This is a genomic window from Streptococcus agalactiae (assembly GCF_949788565.1).
Taxonomy (GTDB): Bacteria; Bacillota; Bacilli; order Lactobacillales; family Streptococcaceae; genus Streptococcus; species Streptococcus agalactiae.
On record NZ_OX460931.1, the window covers coordinates 1,689,165 to 1,711,416 of the forward strand.

26 protein-coding genes are annotated in these 22,252 nt (G+C 36.1%); all 26 read right to left on the reverse strand.

All coding sequences use genetic code 11. From position 1 onward, the window contains the following. Positions 1-164: 164 nt before the first annotated feature. Positions 165-2,243 (reverse strand): elongation factor G, encoded by a 2,079-nt coding sequence (gene fusA / locus QOR44_RS08615; protein WP_000090327.1) that lies wholly within the window; start codon positions 2,241-2,243, stop codon positions 165-167. 154 nt (positions 2,244-2,397) lie between these two features. Further along, positions 2,398-2,868, reverse strand: a complete 471-nt coding sequence (gene rpsG / locus QOR44_RS08620) for a 30S ribosomal protein S7 (RefSeq protein WP_000087842.1) — start codon at positions 2,866-2,868, stop codon at positions 2,398-2,400. A 21-nt stretch (positions 2,869-2,889) separates the two neighbouring features. Continuing rightward, positions 2,890-3,303 carry a 30S ribosomal protein S12 gene (gene rpsL, locus QOR44_RS08625; protein ID WP_001142328.1) on the reverse strand — a complete coding sequence of 138 codons (414 nt, stop codon included), beginning with the start codon at positions 3,301-3,303 and terminating at the stop codon, positions 2,890-2,892. 218 nt (positions 3,304-3,521) lie between these two features. Next, entirely contained in the window at positions 3,522-4,334 is an 813-nt protein-coding gene (gene purR, locus QOR44_RS08630) for a pur operon repressor (RefSeq protein ID WP_000776878.1), read from the reverse strand. A gap of 96 nt (positions 4,335-4,430) precedes the next feature. Further along, positions 4,431-5,372, reverse strand: coding sequence for a 3'-5' exoribonuclease YhaM family protein (locus QOR44_RS08635; RefSeq protein ID WP_000700694.1), 942 nt, complete (start codon positions 5,370-5,372; stop codon positions 4,431-4,433). Next, entirely contained in the window at positions 5,362-6,636 is a 1,275-nt protein-coding gene (locus QOR44_RS08640) for a DNA recombination protein RmuC (protein ID WP_000960181.1), read from the reverse strand. Before QOR44_RS08640 ends, QOR44_RS08635 begins: the two co-directional genes overlap by 11 nt. A 1-nt stretch (position 6,637) precedes the next feature. After that, positions 6,638-7,270 carry a thiamine diphosphokinase gene (locus QOR44_RS08645; RefSeq protein WP_000160922.1) on the reverse strand — a complete coding sequence of 211 codons (633 nt, stop codon included), beginning with the start codon at positions 7,268-7,270 and terminating at the stop codon, positions 6,638-6,640. Further along, on the reverse strand, positions 7,263-7,925 hold the full coding sequence (gene rpe / locus QOR44_RS08650; protein WP_000106173.1) for a ribulose-phosphate 3-epimerase: 663 nt from the start codon (positions 7,923-7,925) through the stop codon (positions 7,263-7,265). Before rpe ends, QOR44_RS08645 begins: the two co-directional genes overlap by 8 nt. Positions 7,926-7,931: 6 nt before the next feature. Further along, positions 7,932-8,804, reverse strand: coding sequence for a ribosome small subunit-dependent GTPase A (gene rsgA, locus QOR44_RS08655; protein ID WP_001162033.1), 873 nt, complete (start codon positions 8,802-8,804; stop codon positions 7,932-7,934). A 155-nt stretch (positions 8,805-8,959) separates the two neighbouring features. Continuing rightward, on the reverse strand, positions 8,960-9,811 hold the full coding sequence (locus QOR44_RS08660) for a putative RNA methyltransferase (RefSeq protein WP_000959497.1): 852 nt from the start codon (positions 9,809-9,811) through the stop codon (positions 8,960-8,962). Positions 9,812-9,814: 3 nt separating this feature from the next. After that, entirely contained in the window at positions 9,815-10,687 is an 873-nt protein-coding gene (rsmA, locus tag QOR44_RS08665) for a 16S rRNA (adenine(1518)-N(6)/adenine(1519)-N(6))-dimethyltransferase RsmA (RefSeq protein ID WP_001216823.1), read from the reverse strand. A gap of 79 nt (positions 10,688-10,766) precedes the next feature. After that, positions 10,767-11,258: a hypothetical protein gene (locus QOR44_RS08670; RefSeq protein WP_000456289.1), complete on the reverse strand. Its 492-nt coding sequence runs from the start codon at positions 11,256-11,258 to the stop codon at positions 10,767-10,769. Positions 11,259-11,276: 18 nt separating this feature from the next. Beyond that, entirely contained in the window at positions 11,277-11,837 is a 561-nt protein-coding gene (gene rnmV / locus QOR44_RS08675; RefSeq protein ID WP_000717743.1) for a ribonuclease M5, read from the reverse strand. Beyond that, a complete protein-coding gene (locus QOR44_RS08680; protein WP_000590333.1) occupies positions 11,824-12,606 on the reverse strand; it encodes a TatD family hydrolase in 783 nt (260 codons plus the stop codon). Before QOR44_RS08680 ends, rnmV begins: the two co-directional genes overlap by 14 nt. A 181-nt stretch (positions 12,607-12,787) precedes the next feature. Next, on the reverse strand, positions 12,788-13,069 hold the full coding sequence (locus tag QOR44_RS08685; protein WP_000055642.1) for a hypothetical protein: 282 nt from the start codon (positions 13,067-13,069) through the stop codon (positions 12,788-12,790). 9 nt (positions 13,070-13,078) lie between these two features. Further along, positions 13,079-13,471 (reverse strand): hypothetical protein, encoded by a 393-nt coding sequence (locus QOR44_RS08690; RefSeq protein WP_001173857.1) that lies wholly within the window; start codon positions 13,469-13,471, stop codon positions 13,079-13,081. Further along, complete coding sequence (locus tag QOR44_RS08695; RefSeq protein WP_000416818.1) at positions 13,462-14,754, reverse strand: Mbeg1-like protein; 1,293 nt, start codon at positions 14,752-14,754, stop codon at positions 13,462-13,464. The genes QOR44_RS08690 and QOR44_RS08695 overlap by 10 nt, the downstream gene beginning before the upstream one ends. Beyond that, positions 14,754-15,146, reverse strand: coding sequence for a DUF1310 domain-containing protein (locus QOR44_RS08700; RefSeq protein ID WP_000835881.1), 393 nt, complete (start codon positions 15,144-15,146; stop codon positions 14,754-14,756). The genes QOR44_RS08695 and QOR44_RS08700 overlap by 1 nt, the downstream gene beginning before the upstream one ends. Before the next feature lie 174 nt (positions 15,147-15,320). Further along, the gene (gene dltD / locus QOR44_RS08705) at positions 15,321-16,583 is read right to left on the reverse strand and encodes a D-alanyl-lipoteichoic acid biosynthesis protein DltD (RefSeq protein WP_000919743.1); all 1,263 of its coding nucleotides are present in this window, start codon (positions 16,581-16,583) and stop codon (positions 15,321-15,323) included. Further along, on the reverse strand, positions 16,576-16,815 hold the full coding sequence (gene dltC, locus QOR44_RS08710) for a D-alanine--poly(phosphoribitol) ligase subunit DltC (RefSeq protein ID WP_000351975.1): 240 nt from the start codon (positions 16,813-16,815) through the stop codon (positions 16,576-16,578). The genes dltD and dltC overlap by 8 nt, the downstream gene beginning before the upstream one ends. Before the next feature lie 14 nt (positions 16,816-16,829). Further along, positions 16,830-18,095, reverse strand: coding sequence for a D-alanyl-lipoteichoic acid biosynthesis protein DltB (gene dltB, locus QOR44_RS08715; protein WP_000613595.1), 1,266 nt, complete (start codon positions 18,093-18,095; stop codon positions 16,830-16,832). After that, positions 18,092-19,627, reverse strand: a complete 1,536-nt coding sequence (gene dltA, locus QOR44_RS08720; RefSeq protein WP_000581010.1) for a D-alanine--poly(phosphoribitol) ligase subunit DltA — start codon at positions 19,625-19,627, stop codon at positions 18,092-18,094. The genes dltB and dltA overlap by 4 nt, the downstream gene beginning before the upstream one ends. A gap of 12 nt (positions 19,628-19,639) precedes the next feature. Then, complete coding sequence (locus QOR44_RS08725) at positions 19,640-19,762, reverse strand: teichoic acid D-Ala incorporation-associated protein DltX (protein WP_000806141.1); 123 nt, start codon at positions 19,760-19,762, stop codon at positions 19,640-19,642. 10 nt (positions 19,763-19,772) lie between these two features. Beyond that, entirely contained in the window at positions 19,773-20,960 is a 1,188-nt protein-coding gene (gene dltS / locus QOR44_RS08730; protein WP_000490527.1) for a two-component system sensor histidine kinase DltS, read from the reverse strand. Next, positions 20,960-21,634, reverse strand: a complete 675-nt coding sequence (gene dltR / locus QOR44_RS08735) for a two-component system response regulator DltR (RefSeq protein ID WP_001238601.1) — start codon at positions 21,632-21,634, stop codon at positions 20,960-20,962. The genes dltS and dltR overlap by 1 nt, the downstream gene beginning before the upstream one ends. Before the next feature lie 355 nt (positions 21,635-21,989). Beyond that, entirely contained in the window at positions 21,990-22,124 is a 135-nt protein-coding gene (gene rpmH, locus QOR44_RS08740) for a 50S ribosomal protein L34 (protein WP_000831903.1), read from the reverse strand. Positions 22,125-22,252: the final 128 nt, after the last annotated feature.

Genomic DNA, 22,252 nt, shown 5'->3' on the forward strand with positions numbered 1-22,252 from the left:
TTAGGGATCCCCCTAACCAATGTGAAAAGATTAACTTGTACATATGTGCAAAAATCTTTCAACACAATTATTATATCTTTTTTCGAGAAAAATTGCAATGAATTTACCACTTTCAAAAAGAAAAAAAGATACTCTTTCGAGTACCTTTCATAAGTTTTCAGAAATTATTCACCAGAGTTTTTCTTGATGATTTCTTCTTGAACTGACTTAGGAACATCTTCGTAGTGGTCAAATACCATCATGAATGTACCACGTCCTTGTGTTGCAGAACGAAGAACTGTTGCATAACCAAACATTTCAGCAAGTGGAACAAAAGCACGAACAACTTGTGTGTTACCACGTGCTTCCATACCATCAACACGACCGCGACGTGCAGTCACGTGGCCCATAACGTCACCAAGATTGTCTTCTGGAGCTGTAATTGTAACAAGCATCATTGGCTCAAGGATAGCTGGTTGCGCTGATTTAGCAGCTTCTTTAAGTGCAAGTGATGCAGCAATCTTGAAGGCTGTCTCAGATGAGTCAACATCATGGTATGAACCATCGTAAAGTTTAGCTTTTACGTCAACCATTGGATATCCAGCAAGAACACCGTTTGCCATAGATTCTACAAGTCCTTTTTCAACGGCTGGAATAAATTCACGAGGAACCACACCACCGACGATAGCATTTTCGAATTCGAATCCTTTACCTTCTTCGTTTGGTGTAAATTCAATCCAAACATCACCAAATTGACCTTTACCACCAGATTGGCGTTTGAAGAATCCACGTGCTTGTGTAGAAGCGCGGAATGTTTCGCGGTATGATACTTGAGGTGCACCAACGTTTGCTTCAACTTTGAATTCACGTTTCATACGGTCAACAAGGACATCAAGGTGAAGTTCACCCATTCCTGAGATAACTGTTTCACCAGTTTCAACGTTAGTTTCAACGCGGAACGTTGGATCTTCTTCAGCAAGTTTTTGAAGGGCGATCCCCATTTTATCTTGGTCAGCTTTAGATTTTGGCTCAACCATCAATTGGATAACTGGTTCTGGAACTTCAATTGATTCAAGAATAACTTTTGATTTTTCATCAGTCAATGAATCACCTGTAGTTGTATCTTTCAAACCAACAGCCGCTGCGATATCACCAGCATAAACAGTTTCAATTTCTTGACGACTATTTGCGTGCATTTGTAAGATACGTCCGATACGTTCACGTTTACCTTTAGATGTATTCAACACGTATGAACCTGAATTAAGAACACCTGAGTACACACGGAAGAATGTTAAGCGACCCACGAAAGGATCTGTCATAATCTTGAAGGCAAGCGCTGCAAATGGCTCTTCATCTGAAGCAGGACGTGTTTCTTCTTCGTCAGTATCAGGGTTAATACCTTTGATTGCAGGAATATCAAGTGGGCTTGGAAGGTAATCAATAACAGCATCAAGCATCAATTGAACACCTTTATTCTTGAAGGCTGAACCACACAATACAGGATAGAATTCAACATTGATAGTTGCTTTACGAATAGCAGCCATCAACTCTTCGTTAGTGATTTCTTCACCTTCAAGGTATTTCATCATCAAATCTTCATCAGTATCAGCAACTGCTTCTACTAATTTTTCACGGTATTCATTTGCTTGATCAACATACTCTTCTGGAATATCTTCTTCAAGGATATCTGTACCAAGATCATTAGTATAGATTTCAGCTTTCATTTTGATTAAGTCAATAATACCACGGAAATCGTCTTCTGAACCAATTGGCAATTGAATTGGGTGTGCATTCGCTTGAAGACGGTCATGAAGTGATTGTACTGAATAGAGGAAGTCAGCACCGATTTTATCCATTTTATTAGCAAAAACGATACGTGGAACTCCGTATTCTGTTGCTTGACGCCACACTGTTTCAGTTTGAGGTTCTACACCTGATTGAGCATCAAGAACTGTTACCGCACCATCAAGTACGCGAAGTGAACGTTGAACTTCAATTGTGAAGTCCACGTGTCCTGGTGTATCGATGATGTTAACACGGTGACCATCCCATTGTGCTGTTGTTGCAGCTGATGTAATTGTGATACCACGTTCTTGTTCTTGTTCCATCCAGTCCATTTGTGAAGCACCTTCGTGTGTTTCACCGATTTTGTGGATTTTACCAGTATAGTAAAGAATACGCTCAGTTGTTGTTGTTTTACCAGCATCAACGTGAGCCATGATACCGATATTACGAGTTTTTTCAAGTGAAAATTCGCGAGCCATTTGGTTTCTCCTATATTTTAAATTATTTACTTCTTTATTATAACACTATTTATAAAAAACGGATAGGCAGGACCTACCCGTTCTAATTGCTAACATTGCTATCTACCAAACAATTTGTTTAGTAGATATGATAAGTCTCAAAAAGAGAGTAATCTTACCAACGGAAGTGTGCAAAGGCACGGTTAGCTTCAGCCATTTTGTGAGTATCTTCACGTTTCTTAACTGATGCTCCTGTGTTGTTTGCAGCATCCATGATTTCTTTTGCAAGACGATCTTTCATAGTGTGTTCACCACGAGCACGTGATGCGTTAACCAACCAACGAAGTCCTAAAGTTGTACGACGTTCTGGACGAACTTCGACAGGAACTTGGTAGTTTGATCCACCAACACGGCGTGCGCGTACCTCAAGTACAGGCATGATGTTTTCCATAGCTGTTTCGAATACTTCAAGAGCATCTGTTCCAGTAGCTTCTTTAATTGCTTCAAAAGCATCATATACGATAGTTGCAGCAGTACCACGTTTACCATCAAGCATTACACGGTTGATAAGACGTGTAACGATTTTTGAGTTATACAATGGATCTGGTAATACTTCGCGTTTAGGCGCTTGATTTTTACGACTCATTTTCTCTTATCCCCCTTCTAATTACCCTTTAGGACGTTTAGCACCGTATTTAGAACGGCCTTGTTTACGATCAGCTACACCTGCAGTATCAAGTGCACCACGAACGATATGGTAACGTACCCCTGGAAGGTCTTTTACACGTCCACCACGGATAAGCACAACACTGTGTTCTTGCAAGTTGTGTCCGATACCTGGAATGTAAGCAGTAACTTCAATAAGGTTGCTCAAACGTACACGAGCAAATTTACGAAGGGCAGAGTTAGGTTTTTTAGGTGTCATAGTTCCAACACGAGTTGCAACACCACGTTTTTGTGGTGCAGATAATTTAGTGTGAACTTTTCTGTGACTGTTGTAACCAATATTCAAAGCAGGTGAATCTGATTTTTCAACTTTAGATTTACGTGGTTTACGTACCAACTGGTTAATTGTAGGCATCTACATTTCTCCTGTAAGTTTTTTATTTTTGGTTGATATAGCACTTGGTGACAGCCTATATCTGCGTGTACTTTTGCAACAATTGTCAGCACGTCTCTGTACACTTTTGAGAGACCAAAAGTAAAAGTACCGTTTATCATAGTATCATTTTACACATGATGTGTCAAGCTTTTATTACTTTTACAAGCAAAAAGAATCAAGGATGTCACCTTGACTCTTTAATCAAATATATTCCCCGCTTCTACAGAGACTCTATTATTTTTTACATCAATTTCAGATACTCTCAGAAGAGATTTATAGGCCATCTTCTCACGTTGTTCCTGAGCATTTTCTGCAAATACAGCGACACCTACTAATGTGCTATCGAATTCTGAGAGTAAACTAATCATCCCCGAAACAGTACCTCCACCTTTCAAGAAATCATCAACTATTAAAACTCGACTGTTAGGTTTTAAGCTACGCTTAGAAAGAAACATTTTTTCAATACGGCCACTTGAACCACTAGCGTAGTTTACTGACACAGTAGAACCTTCCGTAATCTTCAAATCACGTCTCACAATAACAAAAGGAACATCTAAAACATTTGCTACTGCGTTTGCTAAAGGAACACCTTTTGTTGCAACCGTCATGACAGCATCAATTTTTTGACCTCTGTAAGCGTTCGCTATAATGCGACCAATACTTTGTAACATTTTTGGTGTACTGAGTAGATCTGAAAGATAAATGTAACCTCCCGGAAGAATACGATCGTTTTCAGATAAACGCTGTCTTAATTCTTCAACGATTTCTTTCGCTTCTGCTTCAGCAATAGTTGGTGTAAAGATAACACCTCCACTTGCACCAGTCACAGTTTTAATATCTCCGATTTGAGCTTGTTCAAAAGCTTTTTTGATAATAGCAATATCTTCTGAAATCGAAGATTTCGCGGCACCGTATTTACTAGCAAATGTATTTAAACTAGTTAATGTATAGGGATTATTTATTAGGTAATTTGAAATAACAACCATGCGTTCGCTACGTCTTAATTTCATATTTTCTCCTTATTCATAGCAATCTTTACATATAGTATAACATAACAAATGCTAAAAACGAACATTTTATTTTAGGTCTTAATTATTCTACCTAAATTATTTAATGTTCGGTTTATAAAAAGAACGGTTATCCATGGCAAAAATGCGATTTGTCATTTCACCTTCGTTGACACGATTTAAAGCTGTTGTCATCATCATCATATTTGCATCAATGTTATCGATCATATGGATAATTTCTGCCTCCATGATTCTAGGACGAACCGGGCTTCCATATTCTAATTGTCCATGATGACTCAGAATAACATGGCGTAACACTGTAACCTCTTCTTTTGTATCATCAATATTAAGCTCTGCTAGTATTTTTGTTAATTCCTCATCAATAAGTGAAATATGACCGATAAGATTACCTCGAATAGTATATTCTGTATTATCAGGACCCGATAACTCAATGACCTTGGCTAAATCATGTAGCATAATACCAGCAAACATCAAACTTTTATTAAGTTCTGGATAGATATCTCCAATACTATCTGCCAAACGAACCATCGTTGCCGTGTGATATGCCAATCCTGATTCAAAGGCGTGATGGTTTGTTTTGGCGGCTGGATAGGTAAAAAATTCCTTATTGTATTTACGATAAAGTGCTCTTACCACACGCTGCCAGGTTGCATTTTCAATTTTAAAGAGCATTTGTTCCATGTACTCTCTCACGTTGTCAACATTGATTGGAGGTTTTTCTTTAAAATCTCTAGGATCATTAGGTTCACCATCTTTGATGTTTCTTAATGTAATTTGGTTGACTTGGGGAGTTCCATTATAAACTTCACGACGCCCTTTCATATGAACAATTTTACCGGCTACAAACTCTTCTACATTATAGGTTTGTGCATCCCACATATTTCCTGAAATTTCGCCAGTATCATCTTGAAAGGTAAAGGCAATAAAGTCTTTACCTGCACGCGTTTTACGAACTTCTGCTTTCTTTATAAGGTAAAACCCCTCAAAAAGCTCGTCTTTTTTCATTTGGTTAATTTTCATTAATTTCCTCTTCTTCTGTTATAGGAAGGTTTAACAAGCTAGTGGTTGCTTGATCTTGATGTTCTTCAACTGTATTTAAGGCTCTGATAATAGCGTTTGTCCGCGTTGTGAGTAAACTATCAATACTTTTACTTGCTGTATTTAATTGTTTTTGAGCTTTTGATAACATGCCACCAAATTTTCCAAATTCAACCTTGACATTCCCTAAAATTTTACTAATATCATTAGCATTCTTTTGAATATTTAAGGTTTTAAAGCCAACAGATAATGAATTTAGTAAAGCAGATAAGGTTGACGGTCCAGCTACTACAATATTTTCGTCACGTCTTAGACTATCAAAGAATGTTGCATTTCTTACCACTTCAGAATAGAGCCCTTCAGTTGGTAAGAACATGATACCAAAATTTGTCGTTTCAGGAGGATTTAAGTACTTATTGTTTATATCTTTTGCAAATTTACGAATACTTGTCAGTAAAGATTTACGATAGAGTTCTATTTGAACCTTGTCACCCAATTCATAAGCATCTTCCAATCGGTAATAATCTTCTAGAGGAAACTTAGAGTCAATAGGCAAATAGATATAATCTCCCTGACCATTTCCAGGTAATTTAATAGCATATTCAACACGCTCAGAAGAGCCAGACACCGTAGGAAATTCTCTCTCATATTGACTAACTGTCATAATATCTTCTATAATTTGGCCGAGTTGTAGCTCCCCTAATATTCCCCTTGTCTTAGTATTTGACAAGACTTTGTTCAGTGTACCAACATCTTGGGCAACAGTTTTCATCTCCCCAAGACCTTGATTGACACTCTCTAGTTGACGCGATACAGTTTCAAAAGAAGTTTGCAAACGCGTTTGTAGCGTTTTTTCTAGCTTTTCCTCAACAGTTTGGCGCATTTGATCCAAGCGTTTTTCATTGGAATCTTGCATTTTCTGAACTGACTGAGATAAATTGGAGTTAATCAATTCCAAGCGTTTGTCCGATCGATCTCGACTCTCCGTTAAATGCTGATTTAATTCTGTACGCATATCGGTAAGCAACTGATAAATTTCCTGTTGCATACGGTTTAGCTGATTAGTCAACGTTAGAATTTGATCTTTTTGCGCCGCTTCTATCTGATATGTCAGTTGGTCTGATAGATTATCAGCATTATCTTCAAGTTGTTTTTCAACGGACTTTGTTAATTCCGTCATTTTTTGGTAAGAAATTATCGTCACTGTCAGACTAGCTAGTGCAATGATCAAAATGATGACAAGCATATTAACCTCTATCCTTACTATAAATAATGATTAAGTAACCATCTTTGAGCTCTACTTCAATTGGCGAAGTCATAAATTCATTACTGGAATACATTTTTTTCTTAAAATAATTACTTTTGTTCAATTCATATTTAGCCCCAGAAATCTGCAAAGTAGACTCACCCTCAGGCATGAACGAGACATAGGACATCCCTTCAATCCTTGAGACTTGATTTTTCCCGGATGGTAGATAAGTCACTATGTTTTGTTCATCTTTGAGTCTGATTTGTGACATAAATGGTTCTAAATCTGTGTCACTTGGTAAAAAGATATTAGACATCATATGGTCAATCCTGCCACCAAATGCTCCAAATACGGTCACCTGAGCTTCTGGAAATTCTTTGAAAATAGTTTTTAAAGCTAATTCTGTATCTGTATCATTTTTTTCTGCACTAGCAGAAACGATATTGCTACAATAGTGTTTGATATAAAGCAGTTCATCTTCTGTTATAGAATCAAAATCACCCACTGCCATGTCCAAAGAAAGCCCATTTTTTAATAAAAATAGGCTTCCACGGTCAATTCCGACAAAATAGTCAAAATCATATTCAAAATAAGTTAAGTCACCGCCAGCAAATAAAGCAATTTTAGTCATCGAGCGCCACCCTTAAGGTTTCTACTTGTGCAGGTAAATCACTTGCTTTAAAGAGATAAGAACCTGCAACAAAGACATTTGCACCAGCCTCTGCTGCTGCCTTAATTGTAGTATTATCTATACCGCCATCAACTTCAATATCATAATGATGACCGTACTCTTTGCGCCATGCTGCAACTGTCTTTACTTTTGACATCATTTCTGGAATAAAGGCTTGTCCACCGAAGCCAGGATTAACAGTCATAATTAAAATCTGGTCAACCAAATCTAAAATAGGAATAAGAGATTCTACGGGTGTTCCTGGGTTAATAACCACACCTGCTTTCATTCCTGCCTCTTTTATCTTTTGAAGCGCACCATGTATATGTTTCGTTGCTTCAACATGAATGGTCATGATATCAGCACCAGCTTGAGCAAAAGCCTCAATATAACGTTCTGGATCAACAACCATCAGATGACAATCAAAAACAAGTTTACTGTGTTTACGCATGCTGGATACAACATCCGCACCAAAACTAATATTAGGGACAAATTGACCATCCATGATATCAATATGAACGTATTCTGCTGTTGTCTCTTCAATACGTTTCAATTCGTTAGCAAAATTAGCATAGTCTGCTGCTAATATCGATGGGGCAATTTTATTGGTTGACATAGAAACCTACTTTCTTTTAATAACTTTCTTATATGTTTCACGACGGTTCTCAATTTCACTTAAAAATTGGAGGTAGTTATCATAGCGGACTTGCCATAACTGACCTTGAGTTAAGGCTTCTTTTACAGCACATTTAGGCTCATGTGTATGCGTACACGAGCGGAATTTACAAAAATGACTAAGTCTACGAAGCTCTGGAAAGGATTCGTTTAAGTCCTCTGCATTGTCCACTTCATAGTCCAAAGAAGAAAAACCAGGAGTGTCTGCAATTTTTCCTTTATGAACGTTATAGAAACTAACTGCTCTTGTGGTGTGTCGGCCACGGCCTAAACTATCCGAAATTTCACCAGTTTCAAGTTTCAACTCAGGAGCAATTTTGTTGAGAAGCGTTGATTTTCCGACACCTGTCTGCCCCATAAAAACAGTCACTTTATCTGCTAACAGAGGCAAGAGTTCCTCTTGAGAATAACAGAAAACGTAGCCTATATTCTGATAATGTTCGCGAATATCATCAATAACAACCAAATCGTCTAACAAATCCAACTTGGAAATGTAAATGATAGGCTGAATCATCTTATATTCTAGAAGTACTAAGAACCGGTCTAATAAGTTAGCGTTAAAATCAGGTTCTTTAGCAGACATGATAACGACAGCTTGGTCAATATTAACAATAGGTGGTCGTACGAGGCTATTTTTACGCTCTTCAATTGATAGAATATATCCTTCTGATTGATCTTGCGAAGAAAATTCCACCCAATCCCCAACGTAGGGAATTTGACCTTTTTTTCTAAAATTTCCACGCGCACGTGTCTGATAAACAACACCGTCAGATTCCACATAATAAAAACCTGCTAGCGACTTGACAATTCTACCTTGCAATTGTTCTCCTTAATTGTTTAGAATACCACTATTATATCATAAAATGAGAAATAAGCTCTACTCTCAGAGATAAGCTAAATAGAAACTATTTGCAGGTGTTTGATTTCTCTCAAATAACCTCAATTTTATGAATTCCCAACATAAAAGCAGTGATCTTATTTAGATACACTGCGCTTTTTTCCAATTACTATTAAGGCACCTACTGTAATTTCTGATATACTCGCCCAATCAATAGTCGTTTTATCTACGCTAAATAACAACGGTGTCATATCAATGAAAGCTTGACGTTCTTGTTGAGAACAGTTATAGCTTTGAACAACTTTCTGCTCAGAAATAATTTCAAAATTTTCTCTAAAGTGATCTAGAATTTTTTGATTAGAGTAATCTTTCTGTTTCAAGTATTGACTAGCTTTTTCTCGTAATTCTTGAACATGTTCAGCTACAGGAACAACCTTTACAAGGATACCATCATCACTCAGTACCCGCCTAAATTCTTTATAATTTGCAGGAGAAAAAATGTCTAAAATGATATCAATTGATGAGTCTTGAATAGGAAGGTTAGCTAAATCAGAAACAAACCATTTCACAAGCCTAGACTGATCACTTTTAGCAGCTAATTGAATCGAATCTTTAGAAATATCAAAAGCCAAGAAAGTCTTCTCATGCTTGTTAACTAATTGACGAGAATAAAAGCCCTCTCCACAACCAATATCTAAAACCGAATGAAACTGAGAATTATTTTCCAAAACCTTTGAAATAGCTTCTAAAATATGATTATAATACCCGTTTTCTAAGACAAGCTGCCGATTTTCAAATGATTTTTTATCATAATGTTCATCTACCTTCTTTCCTCCAAGAAGATTAACATATCCAAATTTGGATAAATCAAAACAATGATTATCAGAGCATTTGAGGCTGTTACTTTCTTTTATCAAGGGATTTTGACATTTAGGACAAGCGAAATAACTTGCACTATCTTCAAAACGCCACTTCTTGTCAACCAACATAGTTTATATCCCAACCTCTTTCAAGGCATCCGCTAAACTTGCAAAATCAGGGATAGATAAGGCTTCTCCGCGAATAGATGGCTTAATTTTTGCTATTTCTAATGCTTTTTCCAATTTTGCTTTAGTATCTTCTGATTTTCCAAAATGACTCGTTAGATTATTCCAAAGTGTTTTACGACGATGTACGAAGGCTACTTTTGACACTCTGAAAAAGAAATCCTCATCTTGAACACTCACTACTGGTTGATCTCTACGGACCATTTTCAAAATAGCTGAATCTACATTTGGAGCAGGAACAAAAACAGTTCTCGGAACGATAAATGATACTTTGGCAGTCATATAATACTGCACTGCGATTGACAAAGAACCGTATGCTTTAGTATTTGGCATAGCTGAAATACGATCTGCCACTTCTTTTTGCATCATGACTACAAACTCCGCAAAAGGAATCTTACTCTCAATCAAGTGCATAAGGATTGGTGTTGTGATGTAGTAAGGTAAGTTTGCTACTACCTTGATAGGCAGGTCAGGATTCTTGAAGGCTTGAATTTGCGTCTGCAAATCAGCCTTGAGGATATCCTTATTGACCACTTGGACATTGTCAAAATCGCGGAGCGTATCAGCAAGGATAGGAATGAGACGATCATCAATCTCAAAAGCCATTACCTCAGCTGCATTCTCAGCCAAAAACTCTGTCAAAGCCCCGATACCAGGACCAATCTCAATCACGTTGACACCCTTGTCAATCTCTGCCGTGTCAACAATCTTCTGTAAAATATTAGTATCGGTCAAAAAGTTCTGACCGAATGATTTCTTAAATGTAAACCCATGACGCTCCAAAATAGCGCGGGTAACGGTTTTATCTGCGATTCTCATAATTCCTCTATTTCTTAATATTGATCATTTTTGAAATAACATTTGAGGCTATTTGTGATATTACAACTGGATTATACCACTACTTCCTTTTGCCTTTACTATTCTGAGTTATAAACTTATTTTTAATTGCAGTTGCACAAGCTTCGGTTAGTGGTTCTCCTATTGCTTGCTTATAATTAAATCCAATCAACTGCATTGTTTTTAAAGTATCTTTATTCAATAATGTAACCAATTGTTTCATTGTTCGTTCCTGTTCCTCATTTAGACTAGAAAAATTATATAACAATGAGATTCCTTGCTCGAGAGTATTGGATAGATATTCAATATCCTCATCATCTATATTAATTTTTTCATACTCTTCTTTATATGACTGTGCAATGCGAATTGCTTGCTCCCGTTCAGCTAATAATTCGTTAATTAAATCATCATAAGTAGCTCTCAATGTTGCAGCATCTTTTACATCCTTTATTGATTGAATTTTACTGGTTACCATAGTTGCAGTCCCTTTGACTGCAAGCGTTGCTAAATCTACCCCAGCTCTAGTCAATGCTTCCGTTACATTATACTCCACTATTTTTCTCCTTTTCTATTAATACCCCTCCATACACTCTTCAACTTCTGCCTTGGTCACTCCGAAGAGTCTGAGGCGTTTGAGGAGTTGTTTACCATTTGAGTAGCCGATACGGAGTTGATTCCCAAGATACTCACGGCGTTTTCGGCTATCGCTAGCAGTAATGAATCCCCAACGAATGAGGTCTGCTTGGGTGATATCGAAATGATCTTCATCATCGAAATGCTGAGTCACTTTTGAGAGTGCCTTCTGCAAATCTTCAAAACTGGCATGCTCGACACCCAGAGATCGTCCCTTGGTCTTTGAGCCTGGCTTTGCCTCGTCTCGATTGAGAAAGGCATGGCGAACTGTCGGAACGGCATTCATGATAATTTTTCGGATACGCTCGCCATTATAATCTGGGTCGGTAAAGATGATAACTCCCCGCAAATTGTGCAAACGTTCGATACGCTCTAAATCATCTTCATCAATTGCTGAACCTCTAGTTTCATAGGTATCAACATTGTAAAAGCGTCGCAGATTAGCAGTATCATCTTTCCCTTCGACAACGATTACTTCTTGAATATCAATTTTTTTCATCAAGTCTAAATATCCTTACTGCATTTTGGTATGTAGCCTCCGCTACCTCTTCCACAGTTATGCCTCGTAGCTCTGCTATTTTTTCAACGACATATCTCGTATAAGCGGTTTTGTTTTCTCGACCTCTTTTAGGTACAGGAGCCAAATAAGGAGCATCTGTTTCCACTAATATCTTATCTAATGGCAACTCTCGTGCAGCTTCTTGTACATCTAATGCCTTCTTAAAGGTCACAACACCAGAAAAGGAAATCATCATCCCTAAATCAATAAATTTCTGAGCCATTTCCAAAGAACCAGAAAAAGAGTGCATTATACCACCAAAAGGCCCAACTCCAGATTCCTTAATGACTTCATAAGTGTCTTCTAACGCATCACGTGTATGAACGACAAAAGGAAGGTTATACTCTTTTGAAAGTTCAATTTGACGCTTAAACACCTCGATCTGAATATCTTTGGGATCCTCCATCCAATAATAATCCAGACCAATTTCACCAAGTGCAATAACCTTGGGATTTTCTAAATGACTGATAATCATTGACTCAATATTATCATCATAAGAACCAGCTTCAGTTGGATGCCATCCTATTGTGCTATATACCTGTGCATATTGGGAAGATAATTCCAAAGATTTTGAAATGGTATCTTGGTCAAAGCCGACAACATTCATTTTTATAACACCGAGTTCGCTAGCTAAATTAATTTCCTCGTCTATCTTTCCTTCAAAATTTTCCACGTTAAGGTGGGTATGGGTATCAAATATTTTTATCATATCACTGTTCTTTCTTTGCTTATCGTAGCTACAAGCATTAATCTTTATTATTATAACATAAGACTGAAGCATTCTGATCAGAAAGAGTAAATCAAAAAAGTCAAAACATTTTTGCTCTGACTTTTGAATACTTGCTGTAAAAATCCTCTACAAGTGTCTAGCTAATGGTAGAGAAACTAGACTATAAATGATTATATTTTTGCTGATTGCTTTCAATAGCCTCCTCAACCTTTGAACGAAATTCTCCTTTTATTGCCTCGTCCAATTGATTAGCAACTTTATGAATAGCTGTCTTTGTGTTGATGGCTACTTCGTCTATTTCTTTATGATGCAACGTAATAATATCGTGAAACTTAGATCTCTTGCGTGGCGCGTACACGCTATGTATCAATTCTTTATCCAATTGTTTTTTTAAAGTCCTTACTGACTCCTTACCAGTCAGGACATCCCACATTAAACTCAATAATTTCTCCTACTTCATTAATTCTCTTTTCTTTTCCCTTTGCAACTCTTCAAAGGTTAGTTCATGTTCTGAACGTTGCCGAATATAGTTAGCTCTATATTCTTCTTCTTGAGCGGACAAGGCATAGTACTCTTTATGGTAAGCTTGCTCTAAGTCGTCATGATAAGAATCTAAAATACGATTGAGCGTCATCATATCTGAGCTATCATTACTATATCTCAAATCATATTCAACAGCGTCGTAAGTTTCTTGAAGCATATTAGTAATCTTATTTTTTCTTACTGAGAGATCGTCTAATTTTTCTTCAAACTGGCAACAACTATGGTGATAGGCATCATCTAAATCTGATATTTTTCTCTGAGTATCAGCTAATTGTTTTTCAATGATATCAATCAGTGCCATTGTTTAAACTCCCCTGACAAGTTACTATCTTGTTGCAACATAGCTTCAACCCCTTTATTAATTTGGTTTTCTAATTCAACGTAAGCGTGAGAAATGCTTTCTGCCGCTTGAATTTTATTTGAGAAAAAGGTTTGAGCTTCTCCGACAATGCTCGCATAGCTAACACCTGACTGAGCATACACTTCTTCCAATTCTTGAGGACTTAGTTCAGTAACTCCTGTAGGAGCTACTTTTAAAGATTGATAAAGCTCTTCTGCTTTAGCAACTGCTTTTTGCTCAACTTTTTTAACTTCTTCAACTGCTTCTTTTGATATCGTTACCAAACCACTAGAAATCACTTTTGCTTGTTGACTATCTAGGAAAATAGCTTGATTCTTACTAACTTCTTTTCCCGTACTTTTAAAGCTACTAAGTTTCGCTTTGATAGCATGCATTCTTTGATTCACATTCGTATGAACTACTGAATAGTTTTCTTTGTAAGCAAATTTATCTTCTGCTAATTTTAAAGAACCATCTTGATTGTACTGGTAGCCTCCCCAAATATGTTGATTGGTAAAATTAGCAACCCAGCTACCTCCTGAAACAGCTTTACTGTCAACTATTTTAACAATTCCGACAGCATTATCGCTTCCTTCTTTAGGATAACCTATTCCAATTTTATCCTTGGAATCAACATAATTATTGACCACCCCTTTTATTTTATCAACCTGTTCTTTTTGTTTATCTGTCAAAATACTATAAAGGTTTGGACCGTTATATATCCAAGCTCCTTGAACTCGATAAATTTGATTATCATCCAATTCTGCAATAGCATACTGTGCATTCATTGACCCTAACGAGTGTCCGTAGACCGAAATTTTTGCGTTAGGATATTTATTCATAACTTCTTTTAGCAGATGAGCTGATTGTTCTAACTGCTTTGTGCCTTGTTTATGAGATACACTTTGTGAACCAAATTTCTTTAATAATAGTTTACTAGCTATTGGAATATCATTTTTAAACCAGTCTGTTTTCCAATCATCTCCTCCAAATGGTGCTGTTGACCCCTTAAATAAAACCGTAACTTCCTTAACATCCTCTGGCTTGTCTAAAGTTCCATTTGGAGTGATGGTATAAATTTGTTCCCCAGTTTCTTTGCCTCCATCTTGAACGTGAGCAACTTTACCGATGGGGAGTACCTTATCTTGGCTCATTATTTTGACTAGTGTATCAAGTTGGCTACCTAATTCATACTCTTGCTTCGCTATATTTACCCTATCTAAATCAGTCAAGACTTTTTCCATTAATGACCTCTACTTTCCAATAAATGAGTTAACTGGGGAGATTGATGGCTACTTTGACTGACCAAATGCCCTTGATTATCCTTATCCAAATTACAAGTAATATATAAGTTAGGATCTTTATTAATGATTAACCTTACCGAAATCCCTCCCATAGGATTTTTTTTGATACTTTCTTTGTCAATATCATACGACTTAATAACAGCATTCTCTTTGAAAGCGTCTTTATCTTCTGCATAAATCCACTTTTGATAAGCATTTTTAGCGTCCTTGCTATTGGCTATTTCCCATAATTCTTGTTGTTTATTGTTTTCAGTCACTTTTAAACCTCCTACAGTGAAACCAAGCCCTAAAAGGATTATTACAATAAAACTAAGTAATTTTATTGACTTCATCTCTCCTCCTTTTATCATATAACACTCATTTGATATCTAGTTTATCATAAATTTATTCTCATTATAAACGAAAAACTATAAAACATGGATTAGTTATCTTAGGATTACCAAATACAAAGATATTAAAAAAGATGATTAATAGCTCTAATGCTATAAATCATCTGACTCTACTATTTACTTGTAATCACTTGGACGTCCTGTATATTTTGCCCAAGATTTCTTCAAAAATTTATTATTAATGTGATAATTTGGCTTACTGTTTTCCTCTGTTAAAAATGGATTGATATGCTTATCTAGCTCTAACCAACCATTCCAACCTAAATGGATTGTATCTTGCATAAAGTATGGCTTACCTCCATCTCGAGAAAGGTCAGCGATATGATTGAAACCTTGACTTTGAAGTTGGTGTTTTATTTTTTCTACAGATTTTTGATACATTTTTTGATCAAGCCCTGTGTAGTCTGTCCACTTTTTATTTACTGGTGGTATGACAAAAAGGACATCTGTATTTTGTTTTGAGAATTCATTAAGAACCAACTGTAAATCATTAAATTCTGGTGACTTAGTATAATTGAAATGTCGTTGTGACCCTTTCAATTTTTTTAAGTGCTTTTTAATTCTTGTTTGGTAAAAGCGATCATCAATACCAAATTGATTTGATCTCGTTGCTACTTTAGCATCTTGTGATGCAATACGCGATAAATGATTATATGAGAATGCTTTCGGTAATTTACCAACATGAGGCATTATTGCCTGATTATAAGTTTTTCCTAGTGGTAGATAGCTAAAAATAGCATCTGTCTTCTCAAATACCCAATCATTAAACTTTAGTCTTTGTTTGTCTTTATTTGATAGTTTTTGGCCATCTGCAACTTTTTCTATCAAATCTGACATAGAAGCTTCAGGATATAATTTTAACAATCGACGAGCAGCATACCTATCGTAGGTTGTCCCTGTTTGATTTTGCAAAAATCGAATGGTTTGATCGTTGCTGAAATAGTTTTGAAAAGCACCTTTGTTGGCTCCCTTGCGAACAAACCATTGCGGAGAAATAACATAGATAGCTTTTTTATTTTTGATTTGTCCTTTAATCTGTTGAATGCCATAGTATTGTGTCAGAGAAGCCGCCCCTTTTTGACCTAAAAGATATGGGATATAAGGCCTTTTGTAAGCCTCTGCTAAAACTGATGGATGCATTGCATCAAATCTTAACCACTCACTTGAACCAAAGAAAGGGACAAAATTGGCTTTAGGATCACTGAAAGCTCTAACTTTTTGAACTCTGCTTTTAAAACCTGCCTTCGTCAACGCTACTGCACTGTTTTTTTCCTTACCTAAATGATGAGGCTGAGAAACAGGAAAAACAAGATATAATCCTACCAACAATAGTAAAGCACAAACTAGAGGTCCAAATACTTTACCTAGACGTTTAAGCATTGCAGAGCTCCGTTACTCCAGCAACAATTTTATTAGCTGTGTTCCAGTCATTACGACCAAATTCCGCAATCGGAATATCAATATTAAAGTGGCTTTCCAACTCAACAATTAGTTCAACAGTACCCATGCTGTCTAGAACTCCTGCGTCAAATAAGTCTTCATCCATCATAGAAGAAACATCCTCCATAAATAGGTCATCAATAATTGCTAATACTTCTGATTTAATATCCATTATAATACTCCTTATTATTTGTTATGCGGTTGTGGGAACCACAAAAGATCTAAAAATCCTGAAAAAATCAAGAAAGAAAACATAACTACATTAAAGGTGATGAAGACACCCAAAGCATAAGTCCATTTGTTTTCTGGTAAAAGTGGTTTTTTAGCCAATCTTCTTTCTTTATTAATATTTTTCTTCTTACGTACCCAAGCGTCATTAATAACTAGGCCGATCCCATGAAAGAGACCATAGGCTATATAGTACCAAGTTAAACCATGCCAGAATCCCATAAGAAGCATATTGATAATATAAGCTACACTTGAAGTAACATTACGGTTTTTAAAAACTTTATTTTTAACTAAAAGCTTAACAAGCCTCATGAAAACAAAGTCTCTAAACCAGAAAGAAAGGCTCATATGCCATCTATTCCAAAATTCTTTTAGGTCGCGTGATTTGAAAGGTTTGTCAAAGTTAATCGGAGACTTAATCCCCATTAGGTTAGAAATAGCCAACGCAAACATTGTGTAACCTGCAAAATCAAAGAACAAATCAAAACCAAAGGCATACATAACCCCAAGTGTTGGCCAATTAAACACACCACCCTGTTCTAGCGCTAATTCTTTTAGAGGAGGCATAATCAGACTTCCAAAAATATAGGCTAAAATAAACTTATAGAGAAAACCTAACATCAAATAATGAATCGCTTGACCTAACATATCTAGGAGTTCGTTTCGATCTGGGATATTAATGTAATCCTCATTGAATCGTTTAAAACGATCAATTGGTCCACTTGAGAAAGTTGGAAAGAAGAGTAAAAATCTTAAGAATTCCCATAAAGTAAATTCTTTCAAGACACCGTCTCTCATTTCAATAATCATAGCAACAGCTCTAAAAGTAAGGTAAGAAATTCCTAGAAACCCAAAAAGTGACTGATGCCCATCCTCAGATATAGCTGGAATTAATTTTACCAAAAATAGCGGAAAAATAGATAAACAAACCGTTACATAAAAGACCAAAGTATGATTAAATCGTTTCCGGTAAGCTTTATAGATAAAAACTAGCAGAGACTGTCCGACAACGTATGCCAATAGTGACTTCAATTGATTAAAAGTACTACCAGTCAACATCATTACAATAAAACTTAGACTAAAAATAATCTCATATAAGGCAAAACGCTTCTTAAAGAATAAGCCGATGTAAATTGGTAGGACAGCTAAGATAAGGTAGAAGAAATATTGTGGATTCCCATAAACATCCAAGTGAGGAAGTTTTTCTAAAAATGCCTGTATCACTTGTTTACCTCGCTCATAAGACCTTTGATATCAATTTTCCCATTTGGTGTCAAAGGTAAATCTTCTCGATAGATAAATTTAGATGGCATCATGTAATCCATCATAATGTCCTTTAAGTCTTCCTTAATTGCTTTTGTCAAATCCAAATCACGTTCAAAATCATCTCTTACACCTTCTTTTAAGACAATATAGGCTAATAAGTTTTGAACTTTATGATCCTTGTTATAACGTGGCACTGCTACTGCTGATTTTACATACTGCGATTTGTTTAAGTTTTGAGAAACATCTTCTAATTCAATACGATAGCCGTTAAATTTAATTTGGAAATCCATACGCCCACCGTAAAGCAGAAGACCTTCATCGGTCATACTTCCTAAGTCACCGGTATGGTAAGCAGGTAGACCTTCGAATTGGAAAAATGCCTCAGCTGTCTTTTCTGGATTGTTAAGATAGCCTTTTGATACTGCTGGTCCAGCAATAATGATTTCACCTTGCTCTCCGTTTGGTAATTTATGACCTTCTTCATCAATCACATACGTTGGTGAGTCATCTTTAGTGTAACCAATTGGAAGGCGTTTGCATGTTTCTAACATTTCATCAGTAATTGCTACTGCGGATAGAGCAACTGTTGCTTCTGTTGGCCCATATGCATTAACGATACGAGCTTTTGGAAAACGTTGACGAAGTTTTTGTGCAGTCTTGACAGTTAACTCTTCCCCATCAAAATAAAAATGTGTTAACTGTGGCAAGGTCTCTGAATTGAAATCGTTAGATAGTAGCGCCATATCAGCAAATGATGGTGTCGAAGTCCAAACCTGTATTGGCAATTCATTAATGGTAGCAAATAGTTTTTTGAAATCATTAACCACTGTTTTTGGTAGGGCAAACAGGGTGCCTCCCATAGCTAGTGTTGGTGCCCAATACATAACTGATAAGTCAAATGAATATGGCGGTTGCGCCAACATTTGCGGTCTTTCAGGAACTGAAAACTCATCATCAGAAATCATCCAATTTGTAAAGCTCAATAAATTGTCATGTGAAATTTGCACACCTTTTGGTAAACCAGTAGTCCCTGAAGTGAAAATAATATAGTAATTATCATCACCTTTAACAGAATGTGTTACCTCATAAGGAGTCTTTTCTTCAAAAATAGCTGAAACTTGAGAAACGTCTAGGATTGGGACATTATCAACTTCAAGAGGAAATTCACCAATTGAAATGATAAGGCTTGGTTGAGCAACTGTCATAATAGCCTGTATTCTATCCAAAGCAGAGTGTTGGTCAACCGGTATATAAGCATGCCCTGACTTTGTTAAAGCGACAAATGTCGCCAACATTTCATATTCTTGACCACCGAATACTAAGACAGGTGATTTTTCAACAAGGCCTAGGCTATCAATATGAGCAGCTAGAGAGTCAGAGTCTACTTTAAGTTGTCCATAAGTATGGACTTCCCCTAAAATATCATACACTGGAAAATCAGCTTGTGTCTCAGCAAAATGCTCAATTGTTTTAATCATATCATGTATCATTTGTACCATCTCCTAGAATTCATTATAAATAAAACTGCCTTGTCCGCGACCAAGGTATGCAAAAAAGTAAATTAGTAACAATAAAATACCGAAGTATAATAACGTTCTACCAATAAAAGATAAATATGGTTTCATCATTCTTCCTTTAATTAATCATGGTATTGGTCCAAAACCCATCAATTGGTAACTGGACTTCAAGACGTAATTGGTCTTTTTCTTGATATGCTCTAATTCTCCCCTTATGGCGTTCCACGATTGCCTTAGCAATAGATAAGCCTAGACCAAAACTGAGAGAATCTGCATGATCATCTTTAGCTTGATAAAAACGCTCAAAGAGATTATCCATAACCTCTTTGGAATAGATAGCACTTGGATTTGATATTGTCAGAATAGCTTTTCTTCGAGCCTGTTTAAGACTAAACTGGATTTCTGATTTTGACAAAGAATGCCTAATAGCATTATCCAAAAGAATTATTAAAATTTGCTTAATTTGACTCTCTTCTCCAACAATCCAGACATCATCTTCAATCGTATCATTTAAACATTTTTCTTCTTCATATGCCAAACTTTCATATGTTAGAAGTACTTCTTGACATAAGACAGATAAGTTTAACTTTTTGAAATTTACCTTGGAGCGTTTTTCATCAAGTCTAGACAAATTAAGCAAATCTTCAATTAAAAACTCCATTCGCTTAGTCTCCGAAACAACATGATCCAGATAACGATTCCCTGGAATTTGCTGTTCCAGAACCTGAACGTTAGCTCGTATAGCTGCAATAGGGGTCTTTAGCTCATGACTCGCATCTGAAACGAACTGTTTTTCGCGAGTCATTTCTGTCTCTACAGGCCCTACGATAAATCGAGAAAGATAAAGACTTACAGCTGCTAATAAACAAAATCCAAAAATAGTAAAAACAAGAATTAGAAAACGCCTTGCATAAGGGACTTCATAACTAGCCAAATCCATAATAGCTATGGTGTAAGTTTTATCTTTATATTCTTTTATGGAATATATAAAAGACTTCCATTTTCGTGACTTCTTTCCTTGCTCAAGGAACTTCAAACTAGATTTTTCGATAACATCATTTGTCAAATCAGTATTATTGCTTTGAATCTTAACCATCTTTTGGTTATCTATAGTCACCAAAGCAATCGGTTCATCGCCTGGTATTCCTAAATAATCATTTTTGGCAACTAATTTAACAATCCTATATGCATCATATTCATCCCAATATTGATTGTAGCGATTACTCACTGCAAAGAGAAAGAGAACAACGACAATAAGGATTGACATGGTCAAAAAGACAAATTTTTTGCGTAAATCACTAAACATTATGTCATCTCCTCCAAGGAATATCCAAAGCCCTTAGTGGTTATTATTTCAATGTCTGCTTTTAAAAAGCGCAATTTTTTTCGCAAAAAAGAAATAAATACTTCTAACTGGTTATATTCTGAATTGTCTGAAGGTCCCCAAACCTTAGAAATCAACTGATTTTTAGGAATAATCTGCTTTGCATTTCGCATAAAAACTTCCATCAAGAGAAATTCTTTATTGGATAATTTTACACTACTTTCTTTAGATTCTAGCTCATGTGAATCTGTGTTAAGCCTTATATTTCCAAGCCGCAATTGATTTGCTCTGATCAGAGAAGATTGTCTGGTTCTCAGCCTAATTCTAGCTAGCAATTCATCTGCTTCAAAGGGTTTTGTGATATAATCATCTGCCCCTAAATCTAAACCATTAACTTTATCATAAGTCTGTGATTTTGCAGTTAAAAAGATTATTGGGGTTTCTAAACCAGCTTCCCTCACTCTTTTTAAAACAGATAATCCTGAGCGTTTGGGTAACATAATATCCAACAAGACTAAATCATAGAGACCTGTCAAAATGTATTCTAACCCGTCATCTCCATCAAATACTAAATCAACAGAATAACCTTTATCTGCCAATAAAGCCTGAATAGCCTCTGCTATACTTTTTTCATCCTCAACTACAAGAAGTCTCATTTTCTAGTCACCTTACCTTATATATTATAGTATAAACTAGCAAAATTGAAATAACCTTGAAAAAACGATATTAATGAAAGTATTTCCTAAGTCACTAAACTACTTCAATAATACAAGCGTCTAAAAAATAAAATATCACTCGCTATAAAGATATTTCTCAATAAGAAATCTCCTCATATTTTAACAAAAATAGGGGTTATTTGTCTACGAATTTCCGCATTATAAACTCACTTTTCATTAACTTTATCTATAATATACTCAAGCTACTCTCACAAAAACCTTTATCGTTATGAAGGTACCAAAAAAGCCACCAGACTCGAGTACCTGTTGGCTTGATATTATTTTGCTATCTATATTAAGCTGATAACACTTTACGTCCTTTACGACGGCGGCTAGCAAGCACGCGACGTCCGTTTTTAGTTGACATACGGTGACGGAATCCGTGTTTACGTTGGCGACGGATTTTACTTGGTTGATAAGTACGTTTCACGTTGAATACCTCCTGATAGATTTTCGTATTCGTTTAGCCGGCTATTTTGATCAGTTACTAAACATACCATACTATTTTATAACAATTTTAGGCCTCTTGTCAAGAAATACTTTCAAGTTCATTTGTCT

What these genes read in the sequence shown, in the direction of transcription:
- fusA (WP_000090327.1), bottom strand. Translation starts at nt 2,243, where the DNA reads ATGGCTCGCGAATTTTCACTTGAAAAAACTCGTAATATCGGTATCATG.
- rpsG (WP_000087842.1), bottom strand. Translation starts at nt 2,868, where the DNA reads ATGAGTCGTAAAAATCAAGCGCCTAAACGCGAAGTATTACCAGATCCA.
- rpsL (WP_001142328.1), bottom strand. Translation starts at nt 3,303, where the DNA reads ATGCCTACAATTAACCAGTTGGTACGTAAACCACGTAAATCTAAAGTT.
- purR (WP_000776878.1), bottom strand. Translation starts at nt 4,334, where the DNA reads ATGAAATTAAGACGTAGCGAACGCATGGTTGTTATTTCAAATTACCTA.
- QOR44_RS08635 (WP_000700694.1), bottom strand. Translation starts at nt 5,372, where the DNA reads ATGAAAATTAACCAAATGAAAAAAGACGAGCTTTTTGAGGGGTTTTAC.
- QOR44_RS08640 (WP_000960181.1), bottom strand. Translation starts at nt 6,636, where the DNA reads ATGCTTGTCATCATTTTGATCATTGCACTAGCTAGTCTGACAGTGACG.
- QOR44_RS08645 (WP_000160922.1), bottom strand. Translation starts at nt 7,270, where the DNA reads ATGACTAAAATTGCTTTATTTGCTGGCGGTGACTTAACTTATTTTGAA.
- rpe (WP_000106173.1), bottom strand. Translation starts at nt 7,925, where the DNA reads ATGTCAACCAATAAAATTGCCCCATCGATATTAGCAGCAGACTATGCT.
- QOR44_RS08660 (WP_000959497.1), bottom strand. Translation starts at nt 9,811, where the DNA reads ATGTTGGTTGACAAGAAGTGGCGTTTTGAAGATAGTGCAAGTTATTTC.
- rsmA (WP_001216823.1), bottom strand. Translation starts at nt 10,687, where the DNA reads ATGAGAATCGCAGATAAAACCGTTACCCGCGCTATTTTGGAGCGTCAT.
- rnmV (WP_000717743.1), bottom strand. Translation starts at nt 11,837, where the DNA reads ATGAAAAAAATTGATATTCAAGAAGTAATCGTTGTCGAAGGGAAAGAT.
- QOR44_RS08680 (WP_000590333.1), bottom strand. Translation starts at nt 12,606, where the DNA reads ATGATAAAAATATTTGATACCCATACCCACCTTAACGTGGAAAATTTT.
- QOR44_RS08690 (WP_001173857.1), bottom strand. Translation starts at nt 13,471, where the DNA reads ATGGCACTGATTGATATCATTGAAAAACAATTAGCTGATACTCAGAGA.
- QOR44_RS08695 (WP_000416818.1), bottom strand. Translation starts at nt 14,754, where the DNA reads ATGGAAAAAGTCTTGACTGATTTAGATAGGGTAAATATAGCGAAGCAA.
- QOR44_RS08700 (WP_000835881.1), bottom strand. Translation starts at nt 15,146, where the DNA reads ATGAAGTCAATAAAATTACTTAGTTTTATTGTAATAATCCTTTTAGGG.
- dltD (WP_000919743.1), bottom strand. Translation starts at nt 16,583, where the DNA reads ATGCTTAAACGTCTAGGTAAAGTATTTGGACCTCTAGTTTGTGCTTTA.
- dltC (WP_000351975.1), bottom strand. Translation starts at nt 16,815, where the DNA reads ATGGATATTAAATCAGAAGTATTAGCAATTATTGATGACCTATTTATG.
- dltA (WP_000581010.1), bottom strand. Translation starts at nt 19,627, where the DNA reads ATGATACATGATATGATTAAAACAATTGAGCATTTTGCTGAGACACAA.
- QOR44_RS08725 (WP_000806141.1), bottom strand. Translation starts at nt 19,762, where the DNA reads ATGAAACCATATTTATCTTTTATTGGTAGAACGTTATTATACTTCGGT.
- dltS (WP_000490527.1), bottom strand. Translation starts at nt 20,960, where the DNA reads ATGTTTAGTGATTTACGCAAAAAATTTGTCTTTTTGACCATGTCAATC.
- dltR (WP_001238601.1), bottom strand. Translation starts at nt 21,634, where the DNA reads ATGAGACTTCTTGTAGTTGAGGATGAAAAAAGTATAGCAGAGGCTATT.